At 61.9% G+C, this 19,568-nt stretch carries 18 protein-coding genes; 2 read left to right on the top strand and 16 right to left on the bottom strand.

Annotation, left to right across the window (positions count from 1 at the left end; all coding sequences use genetic code 11):
* Positions 1-69: 69 nt before the first annotated feature.
* The 5 genes from ntrX to dusB all read right to left on the bottom strand — a co-directional run bounded on the left by ntrX (position 70) and on the right by dusB (position 7,455).
* Positions 70-1,431 (bottom strand): nitrogen assimilation response regulator NtrX, encoded by a 1,362-nt coding sequence (gene ntrX, locus NKH70_RS29815; RefSeq protein WP_254817201.1) that lies wholly within the window; start codon positions 1,429-1,431, stop codon positions 70-72.
* Positions 1,421-3,706, bottom strand: a complete 2,286-nt coding sequence (locus tag NKH70_RS29810; protein WP_352719498.1) for a sensor histidine kinase NtrY-like — start codon at positions 3,704-3,706, stop codon at positions 1,421-1,423. Before NKH70_RS29810 ends, ntrX begins: the two co-directional genes overlap by 11 nt.
* Before the next feature lie 127 nt (positions 3,707-3,833).
* Positions 3,834-5,294, bottom strand: coding sequence for a nitrogen regulation protein NR(I) (ntrC, locus tag NKH70_RS29805; protein WP_352466165.1), 1,461 nt, complete (start codon positions 5,292-5,294; stop codon positions 3,834-3,836).
* Complete coding sequence (locus NKH70_RS29800) at positions 5,291-6,433, bottom strand: two-component system sensor histidine kinase NtrB (protein ID WP_023675075.1); 1,143 nt, start codon at positions 6,431-6,433, stop codon at positions 5,291-5,293. Before NKH70_RS29800 ends, ntrC begins: the two co-directional genes overlap by 4 nt.
* A complete protein-coding gene (dusB, locus tag NKH70_RS29795; RefSeq protein ID WP_352914688.1) occupies positions 6,430-7,455 on the bottom strand; it encodes a tRNA dihydrouridine synthase DusB in 1,026 nt (341 codons plus the stop codon). Before dusB ends, NKH70_RS29800 begins: the two co-directional genes overlap by 4 nt.
* Before the next feature lie 180 nt (positions 7,456-7,635).
* On the opposite strand from dusB, the gene NKH70_RS29790 reads away from it, so the two are divergent.
* Together NKH70_RS29790 and NKH70_RS29785 are read left to right on the top strand one after the other, a co-directional pair.
* Positions 7,636-8,856 carry a bifunctional 2-C-methyl-D-erythritol 4-phosphate cytidylyltransferase/2-C-methyl-D-erythritol 2,4-cyclodiphosphate synthase gene (locus NKH70_RS29790; protein ID WP_352719500.1) on the top strand — a complete coding sequence of 407 codons (1,221 nt, stop codon included), beginning with the start codon at positions 7,636-7,638 and terminating at the stop codon, positions 8,854-8,856.
* Positions 8,853-9,362, top strand: coding sequence for a CinA family protein (locus NKH70_RS29785; protein WP_352719501.1), 510 nt, complete (start codon positions 8,853-8,855; stop codon positions 9,360-9,362). Before NKH70_RS29790 ends, NKH70_RS29785 begins: the two co-directional genes overlap by 4 nt.
* Here the strand turns inward: NKH70_RS29785 and NKH70_RS29780 are convergent.
* From NKH70_RS29780 to eno, 11 genes are all read right to left on the bottom strand, one after another.
* The gene (locus NKH70_RS29780) at positions 9,338-9,799 is read right to left on the bottom strand and encodes a type II toxin-antitoxin system RatA family toxin (RefSeq protein WP_292655295.1); all 462 of its coding nucleotides are present in this window, start codon (positions 9,797-9,799) and stop codon (positions 9,338-9,340) included. The two genes, NKH70_RS29785 and NKH70_RS29780, sit on opposite strands and share 25 nt — an antisense overlap.
* A gap of 12 nt (positions 9,800-9,811) precedes the next feature.
* Entirely contained in the window at positions 9,812-10,777 is a 966-nt protein-coding gene (lipA, locus tag NKH70_RS29775; protein ID WP_352719502.1) for a lipoyl synthase, read from the bottom strand.
* Positions 10,778-10,914: 137 nt separating this feature from the next.
* Positions 10,915-11,172 (bottom strand): GlsB/YeaQ/YmgE family stress response membrane protein, encoded by a 258-nt coding sequence (locus NKH70_RS29770; RefSeq protein WP_292655302.1) that lies wholly within the window; start codon positions 11,170-11,172, stop codon positions 10,915-10,917.
* 98 nt (positions 11,173-11,270) lie between these two features.
* Entirely contained in the window at positions 11,271-12,716 is a 1,446-nt protein-coding gene (lpdA, locus tag NKH70_RS29765) for a dihydrolipoyl dehydrogenase (RefSeq protein WP_352719503.1), read from the bottom strand.
* A gap of 11 nt (positions 12,717-12,727) precedes the next feature.
* A complete protein-coding gene (locus NKH70_RS29760; protein WP_352914683.1) occupies positions 12,728-13,366 on the bottom strand; it encodes an SGNH/GDSL hydrolase family protein in 639 nt (212 codons plus the stop codon).
* A complete protein-coding gene (locus NKH70_RS29755) occupies positions 13,363-13,782 on the bottom strand; it encodes a hypothetical protein (protein WP_352719505.1) in 420 nt (139 codons plus the stop codon). The genes NKH70_RS29760 and NKH70_RS29755 overlap by 4 nt, the downstream gene beginning before the upstream one ends.
* Before the next feature lie 17 nt (positions 13,783-13,799).
* Positions 13,800-15,170 (bottom strand): pyruvate dehydrogenase complex dihydrolipoamide acetyltransferase, encoded by a 1,371-nt coding sequence (locus NKH70_RS29750; RefSeq protein WP_352466156.1) that lies wholly within the window; start codon positions 15,168-15,170, stop codon positions 13,800-13,802.
* Positions 15,171-15,188: 18 nt separating this feature from the next.
* Entirely contained in the window at positions 15,189-16,592 is a 1,404-nt protein-coding gene (locus tag NKH70_RS29745; RefSeq protein WP_352466155.1) for a pyruvate dehydrogenase complex E1 component subunit beta, read from the bottom strand.
* Positions 16,593-16,607: 15 nt separating this feature from the next.
* Entirely contained in the window at positions 16,608-17,648 is a 1,041-nt protein-coding gene (gene pdhA / locus NKH70_RS29740) for a pyruvate dehydrogenase (acetyl-transferring) E1 component subunit alpha (protein WP_352507419.1), read from the bottom strand.
* A 171-nt stretch (positions 17,649-17,819) separates the two neighbouring features.
* Positions 17,820-18,140 carry an FtsB family cell division protein gene (locus tag NKH70_RS29735; RefSeq protein WP_352719506.1) on the bottom strand — a complete coding sequence of 107 codons (321 nt, stop codon included), beginning with the start codon at positions 18,138-18,140 and terminating at the stop codon, positions 17,820-17,822.
* 135 nt (positions 18,141-18,275) lie between these two features.
* Positions 18,276-19,550, bottom strand: coding sequence for a phosphopyruvate hydratase (gene eno, locus NKH70_RS29730; RefSeq protein ID WP_352719507.1), 1,275 nt, complete (start codon positions 19,548-19,550; stop codon positions 18,276-18,278).
* Positions 19,551-19,568: the final 18 nt, after the last annotated feature.

Below are 19,568 nucleotides of genomic sequence, written 5' to 3'. Positions count from 1 at the left end.
CCCAGCTTTCTTATGCGATTCCAAGACGGCCGTAACGGATAATTGCGTGGGCCACGACTGGTGTGGCTATCAGACGCCCAGCGACTTCAGCTTGCGGTGCAATGCAGAGCGTTCCATGCCGATAAACTCTGCTGTCTTCGAGATGTTGCCGCCAAAACGGTTGATCTGGGCGATCAGATAGTCCTTCTCGAATTGTTCGCGCGCTTCCCGCAGCGGCAGCGCCATTATGTGCTGATCGGATTTGTTTGGAGTGCGCGGCATGACGTCGCCGATCTCGGCAGGCAGGAGATCGGCGGTGATCGGCGCATCGACATCGTCGCCGCGCGCCAGGATCATCAGCCGCTCGACATTGTTTCGCAACTGCCGAACGTTGCCCGGCCAGTTGTGCGCCTGCAATACCGCCAGCGCGTCGTCGCCGATGCGGCGCGGCTTGATGCCGGCCTGGCGAGCGATCTGCTTCATGAAATTGTCGACCAGATAAGGAATGTCCTCGCGACGCTCGGCCAGTCCCGGCACCATGACCGGAACCACGGCCAGGCGATGATAAAGGTCTTCGCGGAAACGGCCGTCGGCGATCATGGCTTCCAGGTTCTGCGAGGTCGACGAGATGATGCGCACGTCGACCTTGACCCGCTTGGTGCCCCCTACCCGCTCGAACTGCTGTTCGACCAGCACGCGCAGGATCTTGTTCTGCGTCTCGCGCGGCATGTCGGCCACTTCATCTATGTAGAGAATGCCGCGATGGGCCTCCTCCAGCGCACCGACCTTGCGTTCGACGCCATTCGATTCGGTGCCGAACAGCTCGATCTCCATACGCTCCGGGGTGATGTTGGCGGCGCTCAGCGTCACAAACGGTGCACTCTTGCGCGCCGAGAGCGCGTGGATGGCGCGCGCGGCCAGTTCCTTGCCCGAGCCGGAGGGGCCAATGATCATGACGCGGCTGTTGGTCGGCGCGACGCGCTCGATGGTCTGGCGCAATTGGCTCATTGCCGACGACATGCCGATGAGGTCGAAAGTCTCGCCGCTGCGCAGCTTGAGATCCGAAACCTCGCGTCTCAATTTGGAGGTTTCGAGCGCCCGTTCGGCAATGAGGATCAGCCTGTCGGCCTTGAATGGCTTTTCGATGAAATCATAGGCGCCGCGGCGGATGGCCGAAACTGCCGTTTCGATATTGCCGTGGCCCGAGATCATCACCACCGGCAGGTTCGGGTGCATCGTCTTGATCTCGTCCAGCAAGGCCAGGCCATCGAGCCGCGAGCCCTGCAGCCAGATGTCGAGGAAGATCAGCCTGGGTGCCCGGTCGGCGACCGCCGCCAGCGCGCTGTCGGCATCAAACGCCGTGCGTGTTTCGTGACCTTCGTCGCTCAGGATACCGGCGACGAGTTCGCGGATGTCTTCCTCGTCATCGACGATGAGAATATCAGACGCCATTACCGACCTTTTCAGTTTCTTTTTCGTGTTCCGTCTTGCCCTCGCCGCGTATCGGAACGGTGGCGGCAACCGGCAGGATGATGCTGATCATTGCGCCCCGCCCATCGTGGAAGTCCGCTGGTGCATCGTGCAATTCGAGTCGCCCGCCATGGTCCTCCACGATCTTCTTGACGATAGCGAGGCCAAGCCCGGTGCCTTTCTCGCGTGTCGTCATGTAAGGCTCGAGCAAGCGCTGCCGGTTTTCGCGGGGCAAGCCCCTGCCGTTGTCGATGACGTCGATTCGAATCGCGCCATTCTGACGCCCGGCTTGAATCCGGATTATGCCGTGCGGACGATCCTCTGCATCAAGTCCGTCGATTGCTTCGGCAGCATTCTTGATGACGTTGCCGAACGCCTGCGCCATCAGGCGGCTGTCGAACGTGCCTTTGAGCGGGTCGTTGCCGAAGACGCGCTCGAAGGTGATGTCGGCGCGGCTCACTTCGACCAAGAACGAGGCCTCGCGCAACGAATCGCGCAGATCGATTGCCTTCATTTCCGGTTTCGGCATGCGGGCGAACGCCGAGAACTCGTCGACCATGCGGCCGATGTCCTCCACTTGCCGGATGATGGTGTCGGTGCATTGATCGAAAACCTCACGGTCCTCGGTGATGACCTTGCCGTAGCGGCGCTTGATGCGCTCGGCCGAAAGCTGGATCGGCGTCAGCGGGTTCTTGATCTCGTGGGCAATGCGCCGCGCCACGTCGGCCCATGCGGAGGAACGCTGTGCCTGGACCAGATCGGTAATGTCGTCGACTGTCACGACATAGGATTTATCCTCCGAACCGTCGTCGCCGGCTTCGATCGTGATCTGCACGTTGAAGGTTCGTTCAGTGCCGGCACGATAGAAGGTGACCTGTTCGCGATAGACCGGCCTGCCCGACTTGCGGCCGATCTCGAAGACGCGGCCGACATGCGGCAGCACGGCGGAAAGGTTCTGCCCAAGCGCTGCCGTGGCGGATATGGCCAGCATCGTTTCGGCCGAACGGTTGACGATGGTGACGATGCCATATGGATCGACGCCGATGACCCCGGCGGTGACGCCGGCAAGCACCGCCTCCGAAAAGCGCCGCCGTTCATCGATCAGATCCTTGGCCGACAGGATCTCGTTGCGCTGCGATTTCAATTCCATCAGCATCTTGTTGAATGTGTCGCCGAGCGAGGCCACGTCGCCATCGGAGGGGCGGACAGGCACGGCCACGTCGAGATTGCCGGTGGCGACCTCATCGGCCGCGCCGATGAGTTGACGAATCGGCCGCACCAAGCGGTCGGCCACCGCAATGCCAGTCCAGATGGCGGACAGGATGATGATCAGCGTCAGCGACAGATAGGGAAGCGCGAAAGCCACTTGCGAGGTGCGGCGGTTGTCTTCGAGACCTCGATATTCGGCGGTGTTGGATTTGACGATCTGCCGTGCCTTGATCACCTCGGGATCGACGAGGCGGATGGTGTAGAGATAGAGGCCGTCGATCTCGCGCAGCTTGACGATGGCACCCATGATGTTGCGGGTGCGCGGTTCTATCAGCACCGGCTTGCCGTCGGCAGCGCTTGCCACGGCGCCCTCAGGCGGCTCCGGCATGGCAAAGTCCGCGTCGGTCTTGGCGCTCATGACGAAGGAACCATCGGGCTTGATGAGTGCTGCGTGCGCCAGCGAGCGTCCCACCGCCTCCTTGTTCATGAGGTCGAGGAAACCGGTACGATCGAGGCCGTAGAGCGTGCGCGAAGCGTCGAGGTCGTAAGCCATCGACAACGTCGTGCCCTGAAGATTTCGTGCGTTTTCCTGCACATAGGCGTCGGCGATCGACAACGACGAATTGACGATCGTCTTGGTGCGGATCTCGAACCAGCGGTCGAGGCCGATGTCGAGCGTGATCGACGCGATGATCGCCACCATGATCGCGGGAATGGCGGCGACCAGTGCAAACATCGCAACGATGCGCACATGCAGGCGCGACGCAGCCTTGCCGTGCCGGCGTGCCATCAGAATGCGATGCACCTCGCGGCCGACCAGCAAGATCAGAAACAGGACGAACGCCGCATTAAGCGCAATCAGCGCCAGCGTCGTCCTCGCGTCGGGCGTGATCGGCGTCGCGCCAACCAGAATGGCGAAGGAGATCGCCGCCGTCACCAGCGCACCGGCAACGGCGATCACACCGGGCAGCGCAAGCAGCCGGCGACCGTCTCGCGCGCCGGTATTGCTGAAAAGCGGTTTACTCAGTGTCGGTGCGTGCAGGGCCATGTCGCCGTCTAGAGCCAGTGATTGCGTCGGATGTATGCAACGCATTGTGGCGATTATGCAACAAGTGTGGCCGAGACGGAAATCTTTCGGTGATCGATCCCCTGGAAAGCGCTCGTAAGGGGTTCGTCTAGATCTGCCTGGAGGACTTGTAGACGTTGACGCCGAGTTCGCGAATCTTCTTGCGCAGCGTGTTGCGGTTGAGCCCCAGCAGTTCGGCAGCCTTGATCTGGTTACCGCGCGTTGCGGTCATCGAGGCGAGGACCAGCGGATATTCGACCTCGGAGAGGATTCGCTGATAGAGCCCGGCCGGCGGCAAGTCGCCGGCAAACGAGGCAAAATAGCGCTGCAGGAAATGCTCCACCGCCTGGCCGATGGAAAGGTCATCGGGAATGAGGTTGCCGCCACCTGGAACGACAGGTCTTTCGCCGGTCTTCAACTCCGCCTCGATGATCTCGGCGGAAATCTCGTCCTGCGAATACAGTGCAGCCAGCCTGCGGATGAGGTTTTCGAGTTCGCGCACGTTACCGGGCCACGGATAGCGCTTCATCAGCTCGATGCCGCCGGTGGAAATGCGCTTGGTCTGCAGGCCTTCACTGGCGCCGAGCTTGAAGAAGTGCCGGACGAGGTCCGGAATGTCCTCCGATCGCTCGCGCAGCGCCGGCAGCCTGAGCGGCACAACGTTCAAGCGGTAGAACAGATCCTCGCGGAAAAGCCCCTGATTGATCAGCGTGCGCAGGTCCTTGTTGGTGGCAGCGACGATGCGCACGTCGGTCTTGATCGGTGTGCGGCCGCCGACCGTGGTGTATTCGCCCTGCTGCAACACACGCAGCAGCCGCGTCTGCGCTTCCATCGGCATGTCGCCGATCTCGTCGAGGAAGAGCGTGCCGCCTTCGGCCTGCTCGAAACGGCCGGTGGAGCGGTTCTGCGCGCCGGTAAAGGCGCCCTTCTCGTGCCCGAACAACTCCGATTCGATCAAGTCGCGCGGGATCGCTGCCATGTTGATGGCGACGAAGGGACCGCCTCGGCGGCGGCCATATTCATGCAGCGCGCGCGCCACCAGTTCCTTACCGGTACCCGACTCTCCGCTGATCATGACCGTCAGGTCGGTCTGCATCATGCGCGCCAGCATGCGGTAGATGTCTTGCATGGCCGCCGAGCGGCCGACCAGCGGCATCGTTTCCGGCGGCTCGTCGGCCCGCGTATCGATCTTCGGCCGCCGCGGCTCGGAAAGTGCGCGGTTGACGATGTTGAGCAGCTCGGTCAGGTCGAACGGTTTCGGCAGATACTCATAGGCCCCGGTTTCGGAGGCACGAATTGCTGTCATGAACGTGTTCTGGGCACTCATGACGATGACCGGCAGTTCCGGTCGCGCCTTCTTGATGCGCGGCAGCATATCGAAGGCGTTCTCGTCAGGCATGACAACGTCGGTGATAACCAGATCGCCCTCGCCCGCCGCAACCCAGCGCCACAGCGTCGAAGCGTTGGAGGTGACACGCACGTCGTGGCCGACGCGCGAAAGCGCTTGGTTGAGGACAGTGCGGATGGCCGCATCGTCGTCGGCGACGAGAATATTGCCGCGAACGGTCATTTGCGGTCTCCTTCACCGTCGTCGTCGGTGCCAAACTGGGTTTCTTTCCACGCCGGCATCAGGATGCGGAAGGTGGTCCCGCGCGGCGTCGATTCGCATTCAATGATGCCACCATGCTCGCCGACGATCTTTGCCACCAGCGCCAGACCGAGACCGGAGCCGTTCGGCTTGGTGGTGATGAAGGGATCGAACAGGATCGGCAGGATATCCTCGGAGACACCCGAACCGTTGTCGCGTACGCAGAATTCCAATGGCAGCGACACGCGATCCTGAGTCCCGGGTACAGAAACGCGAATGCCCGGGCGGAAGGCGGTCGATAGCATGATCTCGCCCTGTGGATCGCTGCCGATCGCCTCGGCGGCATTTTTTACCAGATTGAGGAAGACCTGGATGAGCTGGTCGCGATTGGCAAAAACCGGAGGCAATGATGGATCATAATCCTCCAATATCTTGATCCGCTTGGCAAAACCGTTCTTGGCGATTGCTTTGACATGGTCGAGCACGACATGGATGTTGACAGGGTAGCGGTCGATCGGCCGCTCGTCGGAAAACACCTCCATGCGGTCGACCAGCGAGACAATGCGGTCGGTCTCGTCGGTGATCAGCCTGGTCAGTGCGCGATCCTCGTCGGACGCCGACAGCTCAAGCAGCTGCGCGGCACCACGAATGCCGGACAGCGGGTTCTTGATCTCATGGGCAAGCATCGCGGCGAGGCCGGTGACCGAGCGCGCCGCGCCGCGATGTGTCATCTGCCGGTCGATCTTGTCGGCCATTGAGCGTTCCTGGAACATCACCACGACGGAGCCTGGAAATTCCGTTACCGGCGCGACGTAGAGGTCGACTACCTTCTCGATGCCGAGACGCGGCGACGACACGTCCACCCGGTATTCGTTGACTGGCGCCCGGCGCTCGCGCACCTGGTCGACAAGCGTCAGCAGCGGACTGCCGAAAGGAATGAGCTTGTGCAGCGTGTTGCGGGCGAGCATCGTGGCACTCGAACGGAAAAAATCCTCGGCATCGGCATTGGCGAAGGTGATGAAGCCTTGCGGATCGACCATGATCACCGGCCGACGAATGGTGTTGAGCACAATATGCGCGGCGTCCGCCATATCCGTGCTCTGTGTGACGGTGGCGTTCATGCCGCACTCCGCAGGTTCGCCGCTTCGGGAGCGCTTGAGAACATGTCGCGCAGCAAGGCAATGACATGCCCAGGCTCGAAAGATGTGAGTATGGCCTTGCGCCGGTCGTCGCTTGTGGCGGCGTGGCGGTCGAGATACCAGCCGAGATGCTTGCGCGCCTGGCGCAATCCGCTTTCCACGCCATAGAGCGTCAGCATGTCTTCGTAATGGGCAATGACGTAGTCGCTCAGCGCTTGCGGGCTGTCCGGCATGCCGGATACCGGCTCTGCCCGCGCGGCCGCTACAATGCTGCCGGCAGTCCACGGCGCGCCATAGTGCGCACGGCCGATCATCACCGCGTCGGCGCCGGACTGGTCGAGGATCGACGCAGCCTCTGCCGGCGAGCCGACATCGCCATTGGCAACGACCGGGATCGAGACGGCCTGCTTGACGCGTGCGATGGCGCGCCAGTCGGCTTTGCCCTGATAGAACTGGCAACGTGTGCGGCCGTGCACCGTAACCATCTTCACCCCGGCCTGCTCGGCGCGTCGGGCCAGCATCGGGGCGTTGAGCGCACCTTCGTCCCAGCCGAGCCGCATTTTGACCGTGACCGGCACCTCGACCGCCCCGACTACCGCTTCGATCAGCGACAGCGCGTGGTCGAGGTCTCGCATCAGTGCCGAACCGGCATAGCCGCCCGTCACCTTCTTGGCCGGACAGCCCATGTTGATGTCGATGATGTCAGCACCCTCGCCGGCCGCGATTCGCGCGCCCTCGGCCATGTGCACCGCCTCGCGGCCGGCAAGCTGGACCATGTGGACAGGCAGCCCGGAATGACGGATCCGCAGGCCCGAGCCAGCCCTGCCCTTTGCAAGCTCACCGCTCGCCACCATTTCCGATACAGCCAGCCCGGCGCCATGGGCATGGGCGCGCTGCCGGAACGGCTCGTCGGTGATGCCCGACATCGGCGCGAGAAACACGCGATTGCGGATTCTCACGCCACCCACATCCAGCGGCGAAGCCAATTTGGTCACATCAGGCATGCACAAAAACCAAGCACCTTCGATTGCTGCACATTCTCTAGCCAGAACGACGGCAATGTGCAACGCGCAATGTCGTGACATTAAGGCGCATTTGGGAAAAAAAGGATCGCCGGACCGCATCAATCCTGGGTCTTCTGAAAGCGATACCACTTTTCTGGATCATGCGCTAAGCGTCTCGCCATGAGAGATGTGAGCGAAAAGCATGCTGCCGACGACAAAGTCGCCGTGGTCATCGTTGCTGCCGGCCGCGGCGCGCGCGCCGGACAGGCCAATGGGCCGAAGCAATATCAGCAGATTGGCGGCGGCGCCGTTATTGCACGCACACTCGACGCCTTTCTGACGCATCCGAAGATTGGACCTGTCGTGGTTGCTATCCATGCCGATGACGGCGCGCTTTTCCGTCGCGCCGCCGGCGCAAATGCCGACCGTGTCGTTGCTGTGACCGGTGGTACGTCACGGCAGGAGTCCGTTCGCCTTGGACTGCTGGCGTTGAGAAGCCATGCGCCGGGCCGGGTCCTGATCCATGATGCGGCTCGGCCGTTTGTCGACGCGGAACTGATAGACCGCACGATCGCCGCCATTGGCGAGCGCCAGGGAGCACTGCCTGCCTTGCCCGTTGCCGATACGCTGAAGCGCGAAACGGCCGAAGGCATGATCGGCGAAACCGTGTCCAGGGCCGGGCTTCATGCCGCACAGACACCGCAAGGCTTTCCGTTCTGGCCGATCCTGGCTGCGCACGAAAAGGCTCATCATCTGGGCAAGGCGGATTTCACCGACGATGCGGCAATCGCCGAATGGGCGCACATTCCGGTGAAGATCGTTCCCGGCTCACCGGACAATGTCAAACTGACCTGGGCACGGGATATTGCAATGGCGGATCAGCGGCTTTCCAGCGCCCCACGTTTTCCGGACATCCGAACCGGCAACGGCTACGACGTCCACGCCTTCGAGCCCGGCGACCATGTCACCCTGTGCGGCGTCGCTATCCCGCATGACAAGAAATTGTCCGGCCATTCGGATGCCGATGTCGGTCTGCACGCCTTGACCGACGCCCTGCTCGCCACCTGCGGCGCCGGTGACATCGGCACGCATTTCCCGCCCGCCGACCCGCAATGGAAAGGGGCCGCTTCACGCATCTTCGTCGAACACGCGGCCAAGCTGGTGCGAGAGCGCGGCGGCCGCATCGCCAACGCCGATATCACGCTGATCTGCGAGGCGCCGCGCGTCGGCCCTCATCGAGAGGCCATGACCGAAGCGCTTTCGGCAATGCTGCGAATTTCGCGCGACCGCATCTCTATCAAGGCGACAACCAATGAGAAGCTCGGCTTCGTCGGCCGTGAGGAAGGCATAGCGGCCATCGCGACCGCCAGCGTTGTATTTCCGGGGGATGTCCCTGAATGAGCAATAGCGATCTCGCAGATGCCCTGCTTCAAGCCTGCCAGCAGCGCGGCATCATGCTGGTGACGGCCGAGAGCTGCACCGGCGGCATGATCATCGCCGCGCTGACCGACATTGCCGGCTCTTCCGCGGTGGTCGATCGCGGCTTTGTCACCTATTCCAACAAGGCCAAGACCGAGATGCTCGGCGTCTCGACCGCTACGCTCGAGGCGCACGGCGCGGTCTCGCGAGAGATTGCCGTGGAGATGGCGGCCGGGGCCTTGGCCCATTCGCCGGCCGGGCTCGCCCTGGCGGTGACCGGCATCGCCGGACCGGGCGGCGGCTCGGCGGAAAAACCTGTCGGCCTGGTCTGGTTCGGCGTTGCCGTGGCTGGCCGGCCGGTAGTCAGCGAATGCCAGCTGTTCGCCGACAAGGGCCGGGATTTCATCCGCAGGGAGACGGTCCGGCATGCGCTTGAGCTGGGTCTGCGCGCGCTCGCTGCGGATCAGGCTGCCGATGGCGCGCCGTAGATGATTTCGGCCCGTTTCTCGAACGCCTCGGAGAACATGCGGAAGGCGCGGTCGAACATGGTTCCCATGACCGCACCCAAAATGCGGCTCTTGAACTCATAGTCGATAAAGAAGCAGACGTTGCAACCGCGGCCGTCCCCCGGGTCGAAGCGCCAGACATTGCTCAGATATTTGAACGGGCCGTCGATGTATTTGACGTCGATGGCGTTCTCGTCAGGCTTCAGCAGCACCTGCGTGGTGAAAGTCTCGCGGATCGCCTTGTAGCCAATGCTCATGTCGGCGATGAGCAGCGTGCGTCCGTTGCGTTCCTTGCGCGAGCGAACCGTCAGTGCCTCGCAAAGCGGCAGGAATTGCGGATAGGATTCGACATCGGCGACCAGAGCGAACATCTGTTCAGGCGTATGCGCGACGCGGCGATGGGCTTCGAATTGTGGCATGAAACCAGTTTGTTAGGCGGACTTCCTGAGAAACGCTTCGCGCGCCGCGCGTAGTCTGGCGAAATCGTCGCCGGCATGGTGCGACGAGCGCGTCAGCGGGCTCGACGCCACCAGCAGGAAGCCTTTGGTCTTGCCGATCGTCTCGAAGGACTTGAATTCCTCCGGCGTGACGAAGCGTATCACCGGATGGTGCTTCTTCGACGGCTGCAGGTACTGGCCGATGGTCATGAAGTCGACATTGGCCGAACGCAAATCGTCCATCAGCTGCAGGATCTCGTTCCGCTCCTCGCCGAGGCCAACCATGATGCCGGATTTGGTGAAGATCGACGGATCGAGCTCTTTGACCCGCTGCAACAGCCTGATCGAATGGAAATAGCGGGCGCCCGGCCGGACCGTCAGATAGTTCGACGGCACGGTCTCCAGATTGTGGTTGAAAACGTCGGGCTTGGCAGCCACCACAATCTCCAGCGCGCCTTCCTTGCGCAGGAAGTCGGGCGTCAGGATTTCGATCGTCGTCAGAGGCGTTGCCGCCCTGATCGCACGGATGACCTCGGCAAAGTGCTGAGCTCCGCCATCGGCGAGATCGTCACGGTCGACTGAGGTGATGACGACATGGCTTAGGCCCATTTGCTTGACGGCGTGTGCGACGCGCGCCGGCTCATCGGGATCGAGTGCGGTCGGGATGCCGGTGGCGACATTGCAGAAGGCGCAGGCCCGTGTGCAGATCTCACCCATAATCATGAAGGTGGCGTGCTTCTTTTCCCAGCACTCGCCGATATTGGGGCAGCCCGCCTCTTCGCAAACCGTTACCAGTTTGTGAGACTTAACGATTTCGCGCGTCTCGGCATAGCCTTTAGACATCGGCGCCTTGACGCGGATCCAGTCAGGCTTGCGCAGAACGTCCTGATCCGGCTTGTGCGCCTTTTCGGGATGCCGCAGGCGCGGCGCATTGGCAATCGTGTCGAGGACGGTGACCATGTGAAACCCGGCTCATTGGCAAGCGCCTGTCCGGCGCTCGCTCTACCCACGTCATCTAGGACTTTTCGGCGAAAAGAAAAAGGCCGCGATCACGCATGCCGCGGTGGCCTTTTTCGCATAGCAAGTGCCGACAGAGGTTAGCGGCGCACCAGTCGTCCAACCGCAATCAGAATGCAGGCGCCGATGAAGCCGGTGATCAGATAGGCGATCCAGCCGACACCGAAGATGCCGATGTTCAGGGCCTGCAAGATGGCGTTCAACACGATTGCGCCGACAATGCCGAGAATGATGTTCATGAGGATGCCGGTATTGCTCTTCATGACCATCTCGGCGAGCCACCCCGCCAGGCCACCGATGATGATGGCTGCTACCCAGCCCACGCCGTTCATTTCCATATGCCCTCTCCTTGTATGATGGATGATGCGTGCGAAACGAATTGCTCTGCCGTCGAGTTCCTTTGTGTCTTTCGTGTGAGACTCGCCCAACTAATTTATCATGCATTCAGCGCGCGACCATAGGCGTCGAGTACACTCTCCTTCATCATCTCCGACAGCGTCGGGTGCGGGAAGATCGTGTGCATCAGCTCTTCCTCGGTGGTCTCCAGGTTCATCGCCACGACGAAGCCCTGGATCAGTTCGGTTACTTCTGCGCCAACCATGTGGGCACCCAGCAACTGGCCGGTCTTCTTGTCGAAAATGGTCTTGACGAAGCCTTGGTCCTCGCCGAGCGCAATCGCCTTGCCGTTTGCCGCGAACTGGAAGCGGCCGACGCGGATGTCCTTGCCGTCGGCTTTCGCTTTGGCTTCCGTCAGTCCGACCGAGGCGACTTGCGGATTGCAATAGGTGCAGCCCGGGATCTTCAGCTTGTCGGTGGCATGCACGCCGGGGAAATTGGCGATCTTTTCCACGCACACCACGCCCTCGTGCTCGGCCTTGTGGGCGAGCATCGGCGGTCCGGCGACGTCACCGATGGCATAGATGCCGGGCACGTTGGTCTTGCCGTAGCCGTCGACGACGACGCAACCGCGTTCCGTCTTCACGCCGAGCGTCTCGAGGCCGAGATTCTCGATATTGCCCTGTACGCCGACGGCCGAGATCATCCGATCGGCGGTGATCTTCTCGACCTTGCCGTCCTTCATCTCGACATGCGCGGTGACCGAGTTAGTGCCCTTCTCGACCTTGGTCACCTTGGCTTCTAGGATGATCTTCATGCCTTGCTTTTCGAACTGCTTTTGCGCGAATTTCGAGACTTCGGCGTCCTCGACCGGCATCACTGCCGGCAGCAGTTCGACCACCGTCACCTCCGCGCCCATGGTGCGGTAGAAAGAGGCGAACTCGATGCCGATGGCGCCAGAGCCCATCACCAGCAGCGATTTCGGCATCTCTTTTGGCACCATCGCCTCGAAATAGGTCCAGATCAGCTTGCCGTCCGGCTCGATGCCGGGCAGCGCCCGCGGCCTGGCGCCGGTCGCCAGGATGATGTGCTTGGCGCTGTAGGTGCCCTCGCCCTTGACACCCTTGGGCGCCGGCGGCTGCGGCTCCATCGGCTTCTTCGACGATTTCGACACGACGATTTCGCCGGGTTTCGTCAGTTTGGCTTCGCCCCAGATGACGTCGACCTTGTTCTTCTTCATCAGGAAGCCGACGCCGCCGTTGAGCCGCAGCGAGACCTTTCGCGAGCGATCGACGACGGCGGCTGTGTCGACGCTGATCTTGCCATCGATCTTCAGGCCGTAGTCCTTCAGATGATCCGAATAGTGCATGATCTCGGCCGAGCGCAGCAGCGCCTTGGTCGGAATGCAGCCCCAGTTGAGGCAGATGCCGCCAAGGTGCTCGCGCTCGACGATCGCCGTCTTGAAGCCGAGCTGAGCGGAGCGCACGGCCGTGACATAGCCGCCGGGGCCGGAGCCGATGATGATGACGTCGTAGTTCTCAGCCACGGCTTTCTCCTTCACAATTCCAGCATGAGGCGCACGAGCGGCGCCAGCGCGTGCCCGATGTTCCGCGTATTTTCCGCGTCGAGATGGACGCCGTCGAGCGGCGTCGTTTTGGCCACCGAGCCGGCATCGAAGAAGCCGCAGCCGGCTTCGTCGGCAAGGGCGGAATACTGCGCCGCCAATCGCAGCGAGGCCTCATCGCCGCCGGCGAACATTTCCTTGAATTCGGCATTCTCCGTGCGGCTGACTACGGGCGGTGCGACGATCAGGATCTGCGGCGCCGGCCAATCGAACGGGTAATCGTGGCCGAGCACGATATCGATCAGGCGTTGCATGCCTTGCTTGGCCGCGACCGGATTGCCGTGAATCCACGGCTTCATATCGTTGGCGCCGAGCATGATGATGATCAAATCGATCGGCGCATGCGTCGTCAGGATTGTTGGCAACAGCCTTGCGCCATTGCGGTCCGCCCCGGCCAAGTGATCGTCGAAGGCGGTGGTTCGGCCATTCAGGCCTTCGGCGATGACCTCGACGCCGCTGCCCAATGCCGCCTGCATCACGCTCGGCCAGCGATCTTCCAGCGGATGCCGGCCGAGGTTTGCCGCGTCATAGCCCCAGGTAAGCGAATCGCCGTAGCAGAGGACCGTCTTCATGTGGCTGCCCCGCCGAAACCTGGTTGCGAGCGCCCCAATCGCCAGCGCACAAAAAGCCACTGGACCAGAACCGTAGCGATGCCCGGCAGGACGAGACCGGCGACGATAGGAAGATCGCTCGACCACTGGCGGTTGCCCGGCGGCTGGGAGAAAGTCCAGCCGATCAGAGCAACTCCAATGAGCACAAAAAATGCTACCCCTATGATCGCCGTCAGTTTTGTTGCCCGTCGTGGATCCGACATGAATTGTGCGATGAAGAATGCGAGCGTCGCGAAGATGGTGACGAGAGCCGAGATCATAAATACAAGGATGTACTCCACGTCGGCATTGGTGGCGACGGCGAGCCACTGCACCACCAATCCGCCGGCCAAACCGGAAAGGAAGAAGGCAAAAAGGCTGGTGAAGAATTTCCGCACCGCCCTGTCCCCTTCTCTTAGACCAGCATGCCCATTGGATTTTCGATCATACGCTTGAAGGCGACGAGCAGCTCGGCGCCGAGCGCACCGTCGACTGCGCGGTGATCGGTCGACAGCGTTACCGACATGATTGTCGCGATCTTGATCTCGCCGTTCTTCACCACTGCGCGTTGCTCGCCGGCGCCAACCGCCAGGATCGTCGCATGCGGCGGGTTGATGACGGCAGAAAAATCCTTGACGCCGAACATGCCGAGATTGGACACCGCCGTGGTGCCGCCCTGATATTCTTCCGGTTTCAGCTTGCGGCTGCGGGCGCGGCCGGCAAGGTCCTTCATCTCGTTGGAGATGACGGACAGCGTCTTTTCGTCGGCACGCCGGATGATCGGGGTGATCAGGCCGCCGGGGATCGACACGGCAACGCCGACATCGGCGTGCTTGTGCTTGACCATGGCGTTTTCTGTCCACGACGCATTGGCATCCGGCACCGCCATCAGCGCCAGGGCCAGAGCCTTGATGACCATGTCATTGACGGAAAGCTTGTAGGCCGGCGTTTCGCCTTTCTCAGTCTTCTTCACCGGGGCGGCCGCATTGATCTGCGTGCGCAGCGCCAGAAGTGCGTCGAGCTCGCAGTCGAGCGTCAGATAGAAATGCGGAATGGTGGTCTTGGCCTCGACCAGCCGGCGCGCGATGGTCTTGCGCATATTGTCGTGCGGGACAAGCTCGTAGGAGCCTTCGGCAAATAGTTTGAGCACCTGCTCGTCCGACATCGCCTTGGGTGCCGTGGCCGCAGATGCCGGAGCGCCGGCGGGCGCCGCTTTTGCTGCTGGTGCCGTCTTGGCGCCGCCACTGGAAATTGCGGCATCGACATCGGCCTTTACCACGCGGCCGTGGGGGCCGGAGCCGGTCAGCGCCGCGACATCTATACCGGCTTCGCTGGCAATGCGCCGGGCCAGCGGCGAGGCGAAGATGCGCTCACCGTTTGCATGGCCGTTGGCGACCGGCGCCGCTTCCGCCTTAGGTAAAGCAGGCTCCTGCTTCGGCGCTTCGGGCTTTGGTGTTTCAGCTTTGGAGGCGTCCGCTTTCGGAGCCTCAGCCTTTGCCGGCGCAGCACCGTCACCGCTTTTCGCGGCGGCCGCCGCATCCTCCCCCTCGGCCGCCAGCACCGCGATCAGCGCATTGACCTTGACGCCTTCAGTGCCGGCCGGAACCACCAGCTTGGCAACCGTACCTTCGTCGACGGCTTCGACTTCCATCGTTGCCTTGTCGGTCTCGATCTCGGCAATCACGTCGCCCGGCGAAACCTTGTCGCCTTCCTTGACGAGCCACTTGGAAAGGTTGCCTTCTTCCATCGTAGGCGAAAGCGCCGGCATGGTGATGTTGATTGGCATTTTGTCCTCCCACCCTGCTCAGCGATACGTGACGGCTTTGACCGCCTCGACGACCTCGCCGACATTGGGCAGCGCCAGCTTTTCGAGGTTCGCCGCATAGGGCATCGGCACGTCCTTGCCGGCAATGGTGATGACCGGTGCGTCGAGGAAATCGAAGGCGCGCTGCGAAACCTGATTGGCGATATGGTCGCCGACCGAGTTCTGCGGAAAGCCTTCCTCGACCACCACCAGGCGATTGGTCTTTTTGACCGAGGCGATGATCGTGTCGAAGTCGAGCGGGCGGATGGTGCGCAAGTCGATGATCTCGGCGTCGATGCCCATGCCGCGCAACTCCGCCTCGGCCTTGATCGCGTAGGTCATGCCGATGCCGAACGAGACGATGGTCACGTCCTTGCCGGATTTGTGAATGCGCGCCTTGCCGATCGGCAACACGAAATCATCCATCTTCGGCACGTCGAAGGAGTGGCCGTAAAGGATTTCGTTTTCGAGGAAGATGACCGGGTTCGGGTCGCGGATCGCCGCCTTAAGCAGACCCTTGGCGTCGGCGGCGGTATAAGGCATCACCACCTTCAGGCCGGGAATATGGCTGTACCAGGCGGCATAGCATTGCGAATGCTGCGCGGCGACGCGGGCAGCCGCGCCGTTCGGGCCGCGAAAGACGATCGGGGCGCCCATCTGGCCGCCGGACATATAGAGCGTCTTGGCGGCCGAATTGATGATCTGGTCGATCGCCTGCATGGCGAAGTTGAAGGTCATGAATTCGACGATCGGCTTCAAGCCGGCCATCGCCGCGCCAACACCAACGCCGGCAAAGCCGTGCTCGGTGATTGGCGTGTCGACCACGCGCCGCGGACCGAATTCCTGCAACAGGCCTTGCGTGATCTTGTAGGCGCCCTGGTACTCGGCAACCTCCTCGCCCATGACAAAGACATCGCCGTCGCGGCGCATTTCCTCAGCCATTGCGTCGCGCAATGCTTCACGCACCGTGGTCGAGATCATTTCGGTGCCGGCCGGGATGTCCGGATCGGCGGCAATTTCCAGCTTGGGCGCGGCGGCAACAGGTGCTGCCGCTTCGCTCTTGGTCGGCGCAGCCGCGGGGGCCGGAGCGGCAGCGGGCGCTGCTGCTTGCGCCTCAACAGCCTCCTCGCCGATGCCTTCGCCTGCCTCGTCGATGTCTTCGCCATCGACGGCCAGCACAGCGATCAGTGTGTTGACCTTGACACCCTCAGTGCCGGCAGGAACCACGATCTTGGCAAGCGTGCCGTCGTCCACGGCTTCGACTTCCATCGTTGCCTTGTCGGTCTCGATCTCGGCAATGGCGTCACCGGCCGCGACCTTGTCGCCCTCTTTCTTCAACCACTTGGAAACATTACCCTCTTCCATGGTCGGCGAGAGGGCGGGCATGAGAATTTCGATCGGCATGTCCTTGCCCTCTCGTTAAAGTACGATATCGGTCCAGAGCTCGGACGGATCCGGCTCTGCGTCGTTCTGGGCAAATTCTGCGGCGTCGGCGACGACGTCGCGGACTTCCTTGTCGATGGCCTTGAGCTCGTCCTCGCTTGCCCATTTTTTGTCGAGCAGCCGCGCTTTGACCTGCTCGATCGGGTCACGTTCGGAGCGCATTTTCTGCACTTCTTCCTTGGAGCGGTATTTTGCCGGATCCGACATCGAATGGCCGCGGTAACGATAGGTCTGCATTTCGAGAATGAGCGGCCCGTTGCCGGCGCGGCACCATTCGGCGGCGAGGTCGCCGGCTGCCTTTACGGCGCGCACATCCATGCCGTCGACCTGGATGCCTGGAATCTTGAAGGAGGCGCCGCGGTGCGAAAAATCCGTTTCGGCCGACGAGCGCGAGACCGAGGTGCCCATGGCGTAGCGGTTGTTCTCGATGATGTAGATCACCGGAAGCTTCCACAGCGAGGCCATGTTGAAGCTTTCGTAGACCTGGCCCTGGTTCGCGGCGCCATCGCCGAAATAGGTCAGCGTCACATTGTTGTTGCCGCGATAGCGGTTGGCGAAGGCAATGCCGGTGCCGAGCGACACTTGCGCGCCGACGATGCCGTGGCCGCCGTAAAAATGCTTCTCCTTGGAGAACATGTGCATCGAGCCGCCCTTGCCTCTGGACAGGCCGCTACGGCGCCCGGTCAGTTCGGCCATGACGCCGCGCGGCGACAACTCCATGGCCAGCATATGACCATGGTCGCGATAGGCGGTGATCATCTGGTCGCCATCGATCAGCGCCATCTTCATGCCGGTAACGACCGCTTCCTGGCCGATGTAGAGGTGGCAGAAACCGCCGATGAAGCCCATGCCGTAAAGCTGGCCGGCCTTTTCCTCGAAGCGGCGGATGAGCAGCATGTGCCGGTAGGCGGCAAGCTCCTGGTCCTTGGTGAATTCAACAGGCTTTGGGGTGGAAAGGCCCGGCGTTTTGCCGTCTGATTTGGATTTGGCAGGCGCTTTTCTGGTGGCGGTGGCCATGCATCACTCCCTGTTGGCGTCTCTTGGCGGACAGCGAGGGAGATCAGTTCTCCCACCGATTTGAGGCAGGCTAACATGCAGGGAAGGCTTTCGCCATGCCGAAAACGCATGGCTGTCATGCATCTAAGCAATTAAAATCATTGCAAATATCGCTGATTAACTGAAATCAGGTTACCTTGCGGCCGGCAGCATGATGGTGATCTCGTCGGCGTGTGACAGATTAAGCGCCTTGCGCGCCTGCTCGTCCAGCATGTCCTTCTCCAGCGTGCCCTCATGCATCAGCTGAACGCGGCGCTCTAGATCGATCCGGCGCGCCTTGACGGCATCGAGCCTGCCCTGCAATTCGGCAGTCTCAGCTTCGAGCTGATACTTGGAATAGATGCCGAACTCGCCATGATAGGCATGGAAGCCGAAATAAGTCAGGAACACCACGCAGAGCGAGGGGATGATCAGCCGGCCGGTGTTTCTTTGCTTATGCTGGCGTGTCCACATGGTCCGAATCCTCTACGCCGCCTTTGTCGCCCGATTGTGCTTAATGGACGGTTACGGATTGCTGGATTCGGAGCCAGGAAGCAAAAAAGGGCGGGAATGTCCCCGCCCTCGCCGCCACGGATTTTCTCTCGAAAATCAGCTTTTCACGATCGACTTGCCGGCATATCGCGCCTGCTTGCCGAGCTCCTCTTCGATGCGGATGAGCTGGTTGTACTTGGCCATGCGATCCGAGCGTGACAGCGAGCCCGTCTTGATCTGCCCGCAATTGGTGGCAACGGCGAGGTCGGCGATGGTCGAATCCTCGGTCTCGCCCGAGCGGTGCGACATCACCGCGGTATAGCCGGCCTTGTGCGCGGTCTCGACGGCGTCGAGCGTTTCGGTAAGCGAGCCGATCTGGTTGACCTTGACCAGAATCGAATTGGCGACACCCATGCGGATGCCGTCGCGCAGCCGCGCCGTGTTGGTGACGAACAGATCGTCACCAACCAGCTGCGTTTGCTTGCCGATGAGATCAGTCAGCATTTTCCAACCGTCCCAGTCATCCTCGGCCAGGCCGTCCTCAATGGTGATGATCGGGTAGTCGGCAGCGAGTTTGGCCAGATATTTGGCCTGCGCCTTCGGGTCGCGGGTTTTCCTCTCGCCTTCATAGACGTAGTTGCCATCCTTGAAGAATTCGGTCGCCGCGCAGTCGAGGCCTAGTGCAACCTCCTCGCCAGGCTTGAAGCCAGCCTGCTCGATCGATTCCATGATGAAGTCGAGCGCGGCCGGCGCGCTCTTCAGGTTGGGGGCAAAGCCGCCCTCGTCGCCGACATTGGTGTTGTGGCCGGCGTCCTTCAGCTTCTTTCGCAGCGTATGAAAGATCTCCGAGCCCCAGCGCACGCCGTCGCGCAGTGTCGGCGCGCCGATCGGCAGGATCATGAATTCCTGGAAATCGATCGGGTTGTCGGCATGCGCGCCGCCATTGATGATGTTCATCATAGGCACCGGCAGCACATGGGCCTTGGTACCGCCGACATAACGGTAGAGCGGTAGGCCGGCCGCTTCGGCCGCGGCCTTGGCCACCGCCAGCGACACGCCGAGGATGGCATTGGCGCCGAGCCGGCTCTTGTTGGCCGTACCATCGAGCTCGATCATGGTCTGGTCGATATGGATCTGATTCTCTGCCTCCATGCCGCCGATCGCCTCGAACAGCTCGCCGTTCACCGCCTCGACCGCTGTCAGCACGCCCTTGCCGAGATAGCGGGGGCCGCCATCGCGCAGTTCGACTGCCTCATGCGCGCCGGTCGAGGCGCCGGACGGCACCGCGGCGCGACCCATCGAGCCGTCTTCGAGCACGACGTCGACCTCGACGGTCGGATTTCCGCGGCTGTCCAGGATTTCACGCCCGACAATGTCGATGATGGCCGTCATTGCGATGTCCCCGATTGA

The sequence above is a fragment of the Mesorhizobium sp. M0991 genome (assembly GCF_040318915.1).
Lineage (GTDB): Bacteria > Pseudomonadota > Alphaproteobacteria > Rhizobiales > Rhizobiaceae > Mesorhizobium.
This window is presented reverse-complemented; position numbering and strand designations above follow the sequence as displayed.

What these genes read in the sequence shown, in the direction of transcription:
- pdhA (WP_352507419.1), bottom strand. Translation starts at nt 17,648, where the DNA reads ATGGCCACCGCCACCAGAAAAGCGCCTGCCAAATCCAAATCAGACGGC.
- NKH70_RS29770 (WP_292655302.1), bottom strand. Translation starts at nt 11,172, where the DNA reads ATGGAAATGAACGGCGTGGGCTGGGTAGCAGCCATCATCATCGGTGGC.
- eno (WP_352719507.1), bottom strand. Translation starts at nt 19,550, where the DNA reads ATGACGGCCATCATCGACATTGTCGGGCGTGAAATCCTGGACAGCCGC.
- NKH70_RS29760 (WP_352914683.1), bottom strand. Translation starts at nt 13,366, where the DNA reads ATGAAGACGGTCCTCTGCTACGGCGATTCGCTTACCTGGGGCTATGAC.
- NKH70_RS29790 (WP_352719500.1), top strand. Translation starts at nt 7,636, where the DNA reads ATGAGAGATGTGAGCGAAAAGCATGCTGCCGACGACAAAGTCGCCGTG.
- ntrC (WP_352466165.1), bottom strand. Translation starts at nt 5,294, where the DNA reads ATGACCGTTCGCGGCAATATTCTCGTCGCCGACGACGATGCGGCCATC.
- NKH70_RS29745 (WP_352466155.1), bottom strand. Translation starts at nt 16,592, where the DNA reads ATGCCGATCGAAATTCTCATGCCCGCCCTCTCGCCGACCATGGAAGAG.
- NKH70_RS29785 (WP_352719501.1), top strand. Translation starts at nt 8,853, where the DNA reads ATGAGCAATAGCGATCTCGCAGATGCCCTGCTTCAAGCCTGCCAGCAG.
- NKH70_RS29780 (WP_292655295.1), bottom strand. Translation starts at nt 9,799, where the DNA reads ATGCCACAATTCGAAGCCCATCGCCGCGTCGCGCATACGCCTGAACAG.
- ntrX (WP_254817201.1), bottom strand. Translation starts at nt 1,431, where the DNA reads ATGGCGTCTGATATTCTCATCGTCGATGACGAGGAAGACATCCGCGAA.
- dusB (WP_352914688.1), bottom strand. Translation starts at nt 7,455, where the DNA reads ATGCCTGATGTGACCAAATTGGCTTCGCCGCTGGATGTGGGTGGCGTG.
- NKH70_RS29810 (WP_352719498.1), bottom strand. Translation starts at nt 3,706, where the DNA reads ATGGCCCTGCACGCACCGACACTGAGTAAACCGCTTTTCAGCAATACC.
- NKH70_RS29750 (WP_352466156.1), bottom strand. Translation starts at nt 15,170, where the DNA reads ATGCCAATCAACATCACCATGCCGGCGCTTTCGCCTACGATGGAAGAA.
- NKH70_RS29800 (WP_023675075.1), bottom strand. Translation starts at nt 6,433, where the DNA reads ATGAACGCCACCGTCACACAGAGCACGGATATGGCGGACGCCGCGCAT.
- lipA (WP_352719502.1), bottom strand. Translation starts at nt 10,777, where the DNA reads ATGGTCACCGTCCTCGACACGATTGCCAATGCGCCGCGCCTGCGGCAT.
- NKH70_RS29735 (WP_352719506.1), bottom strand. Translation starts at nt 18,140, where the DNA reads ATGTGGACACGCCAGCATAAGCAAAGAAACACCGGCCGGCTGATCATC.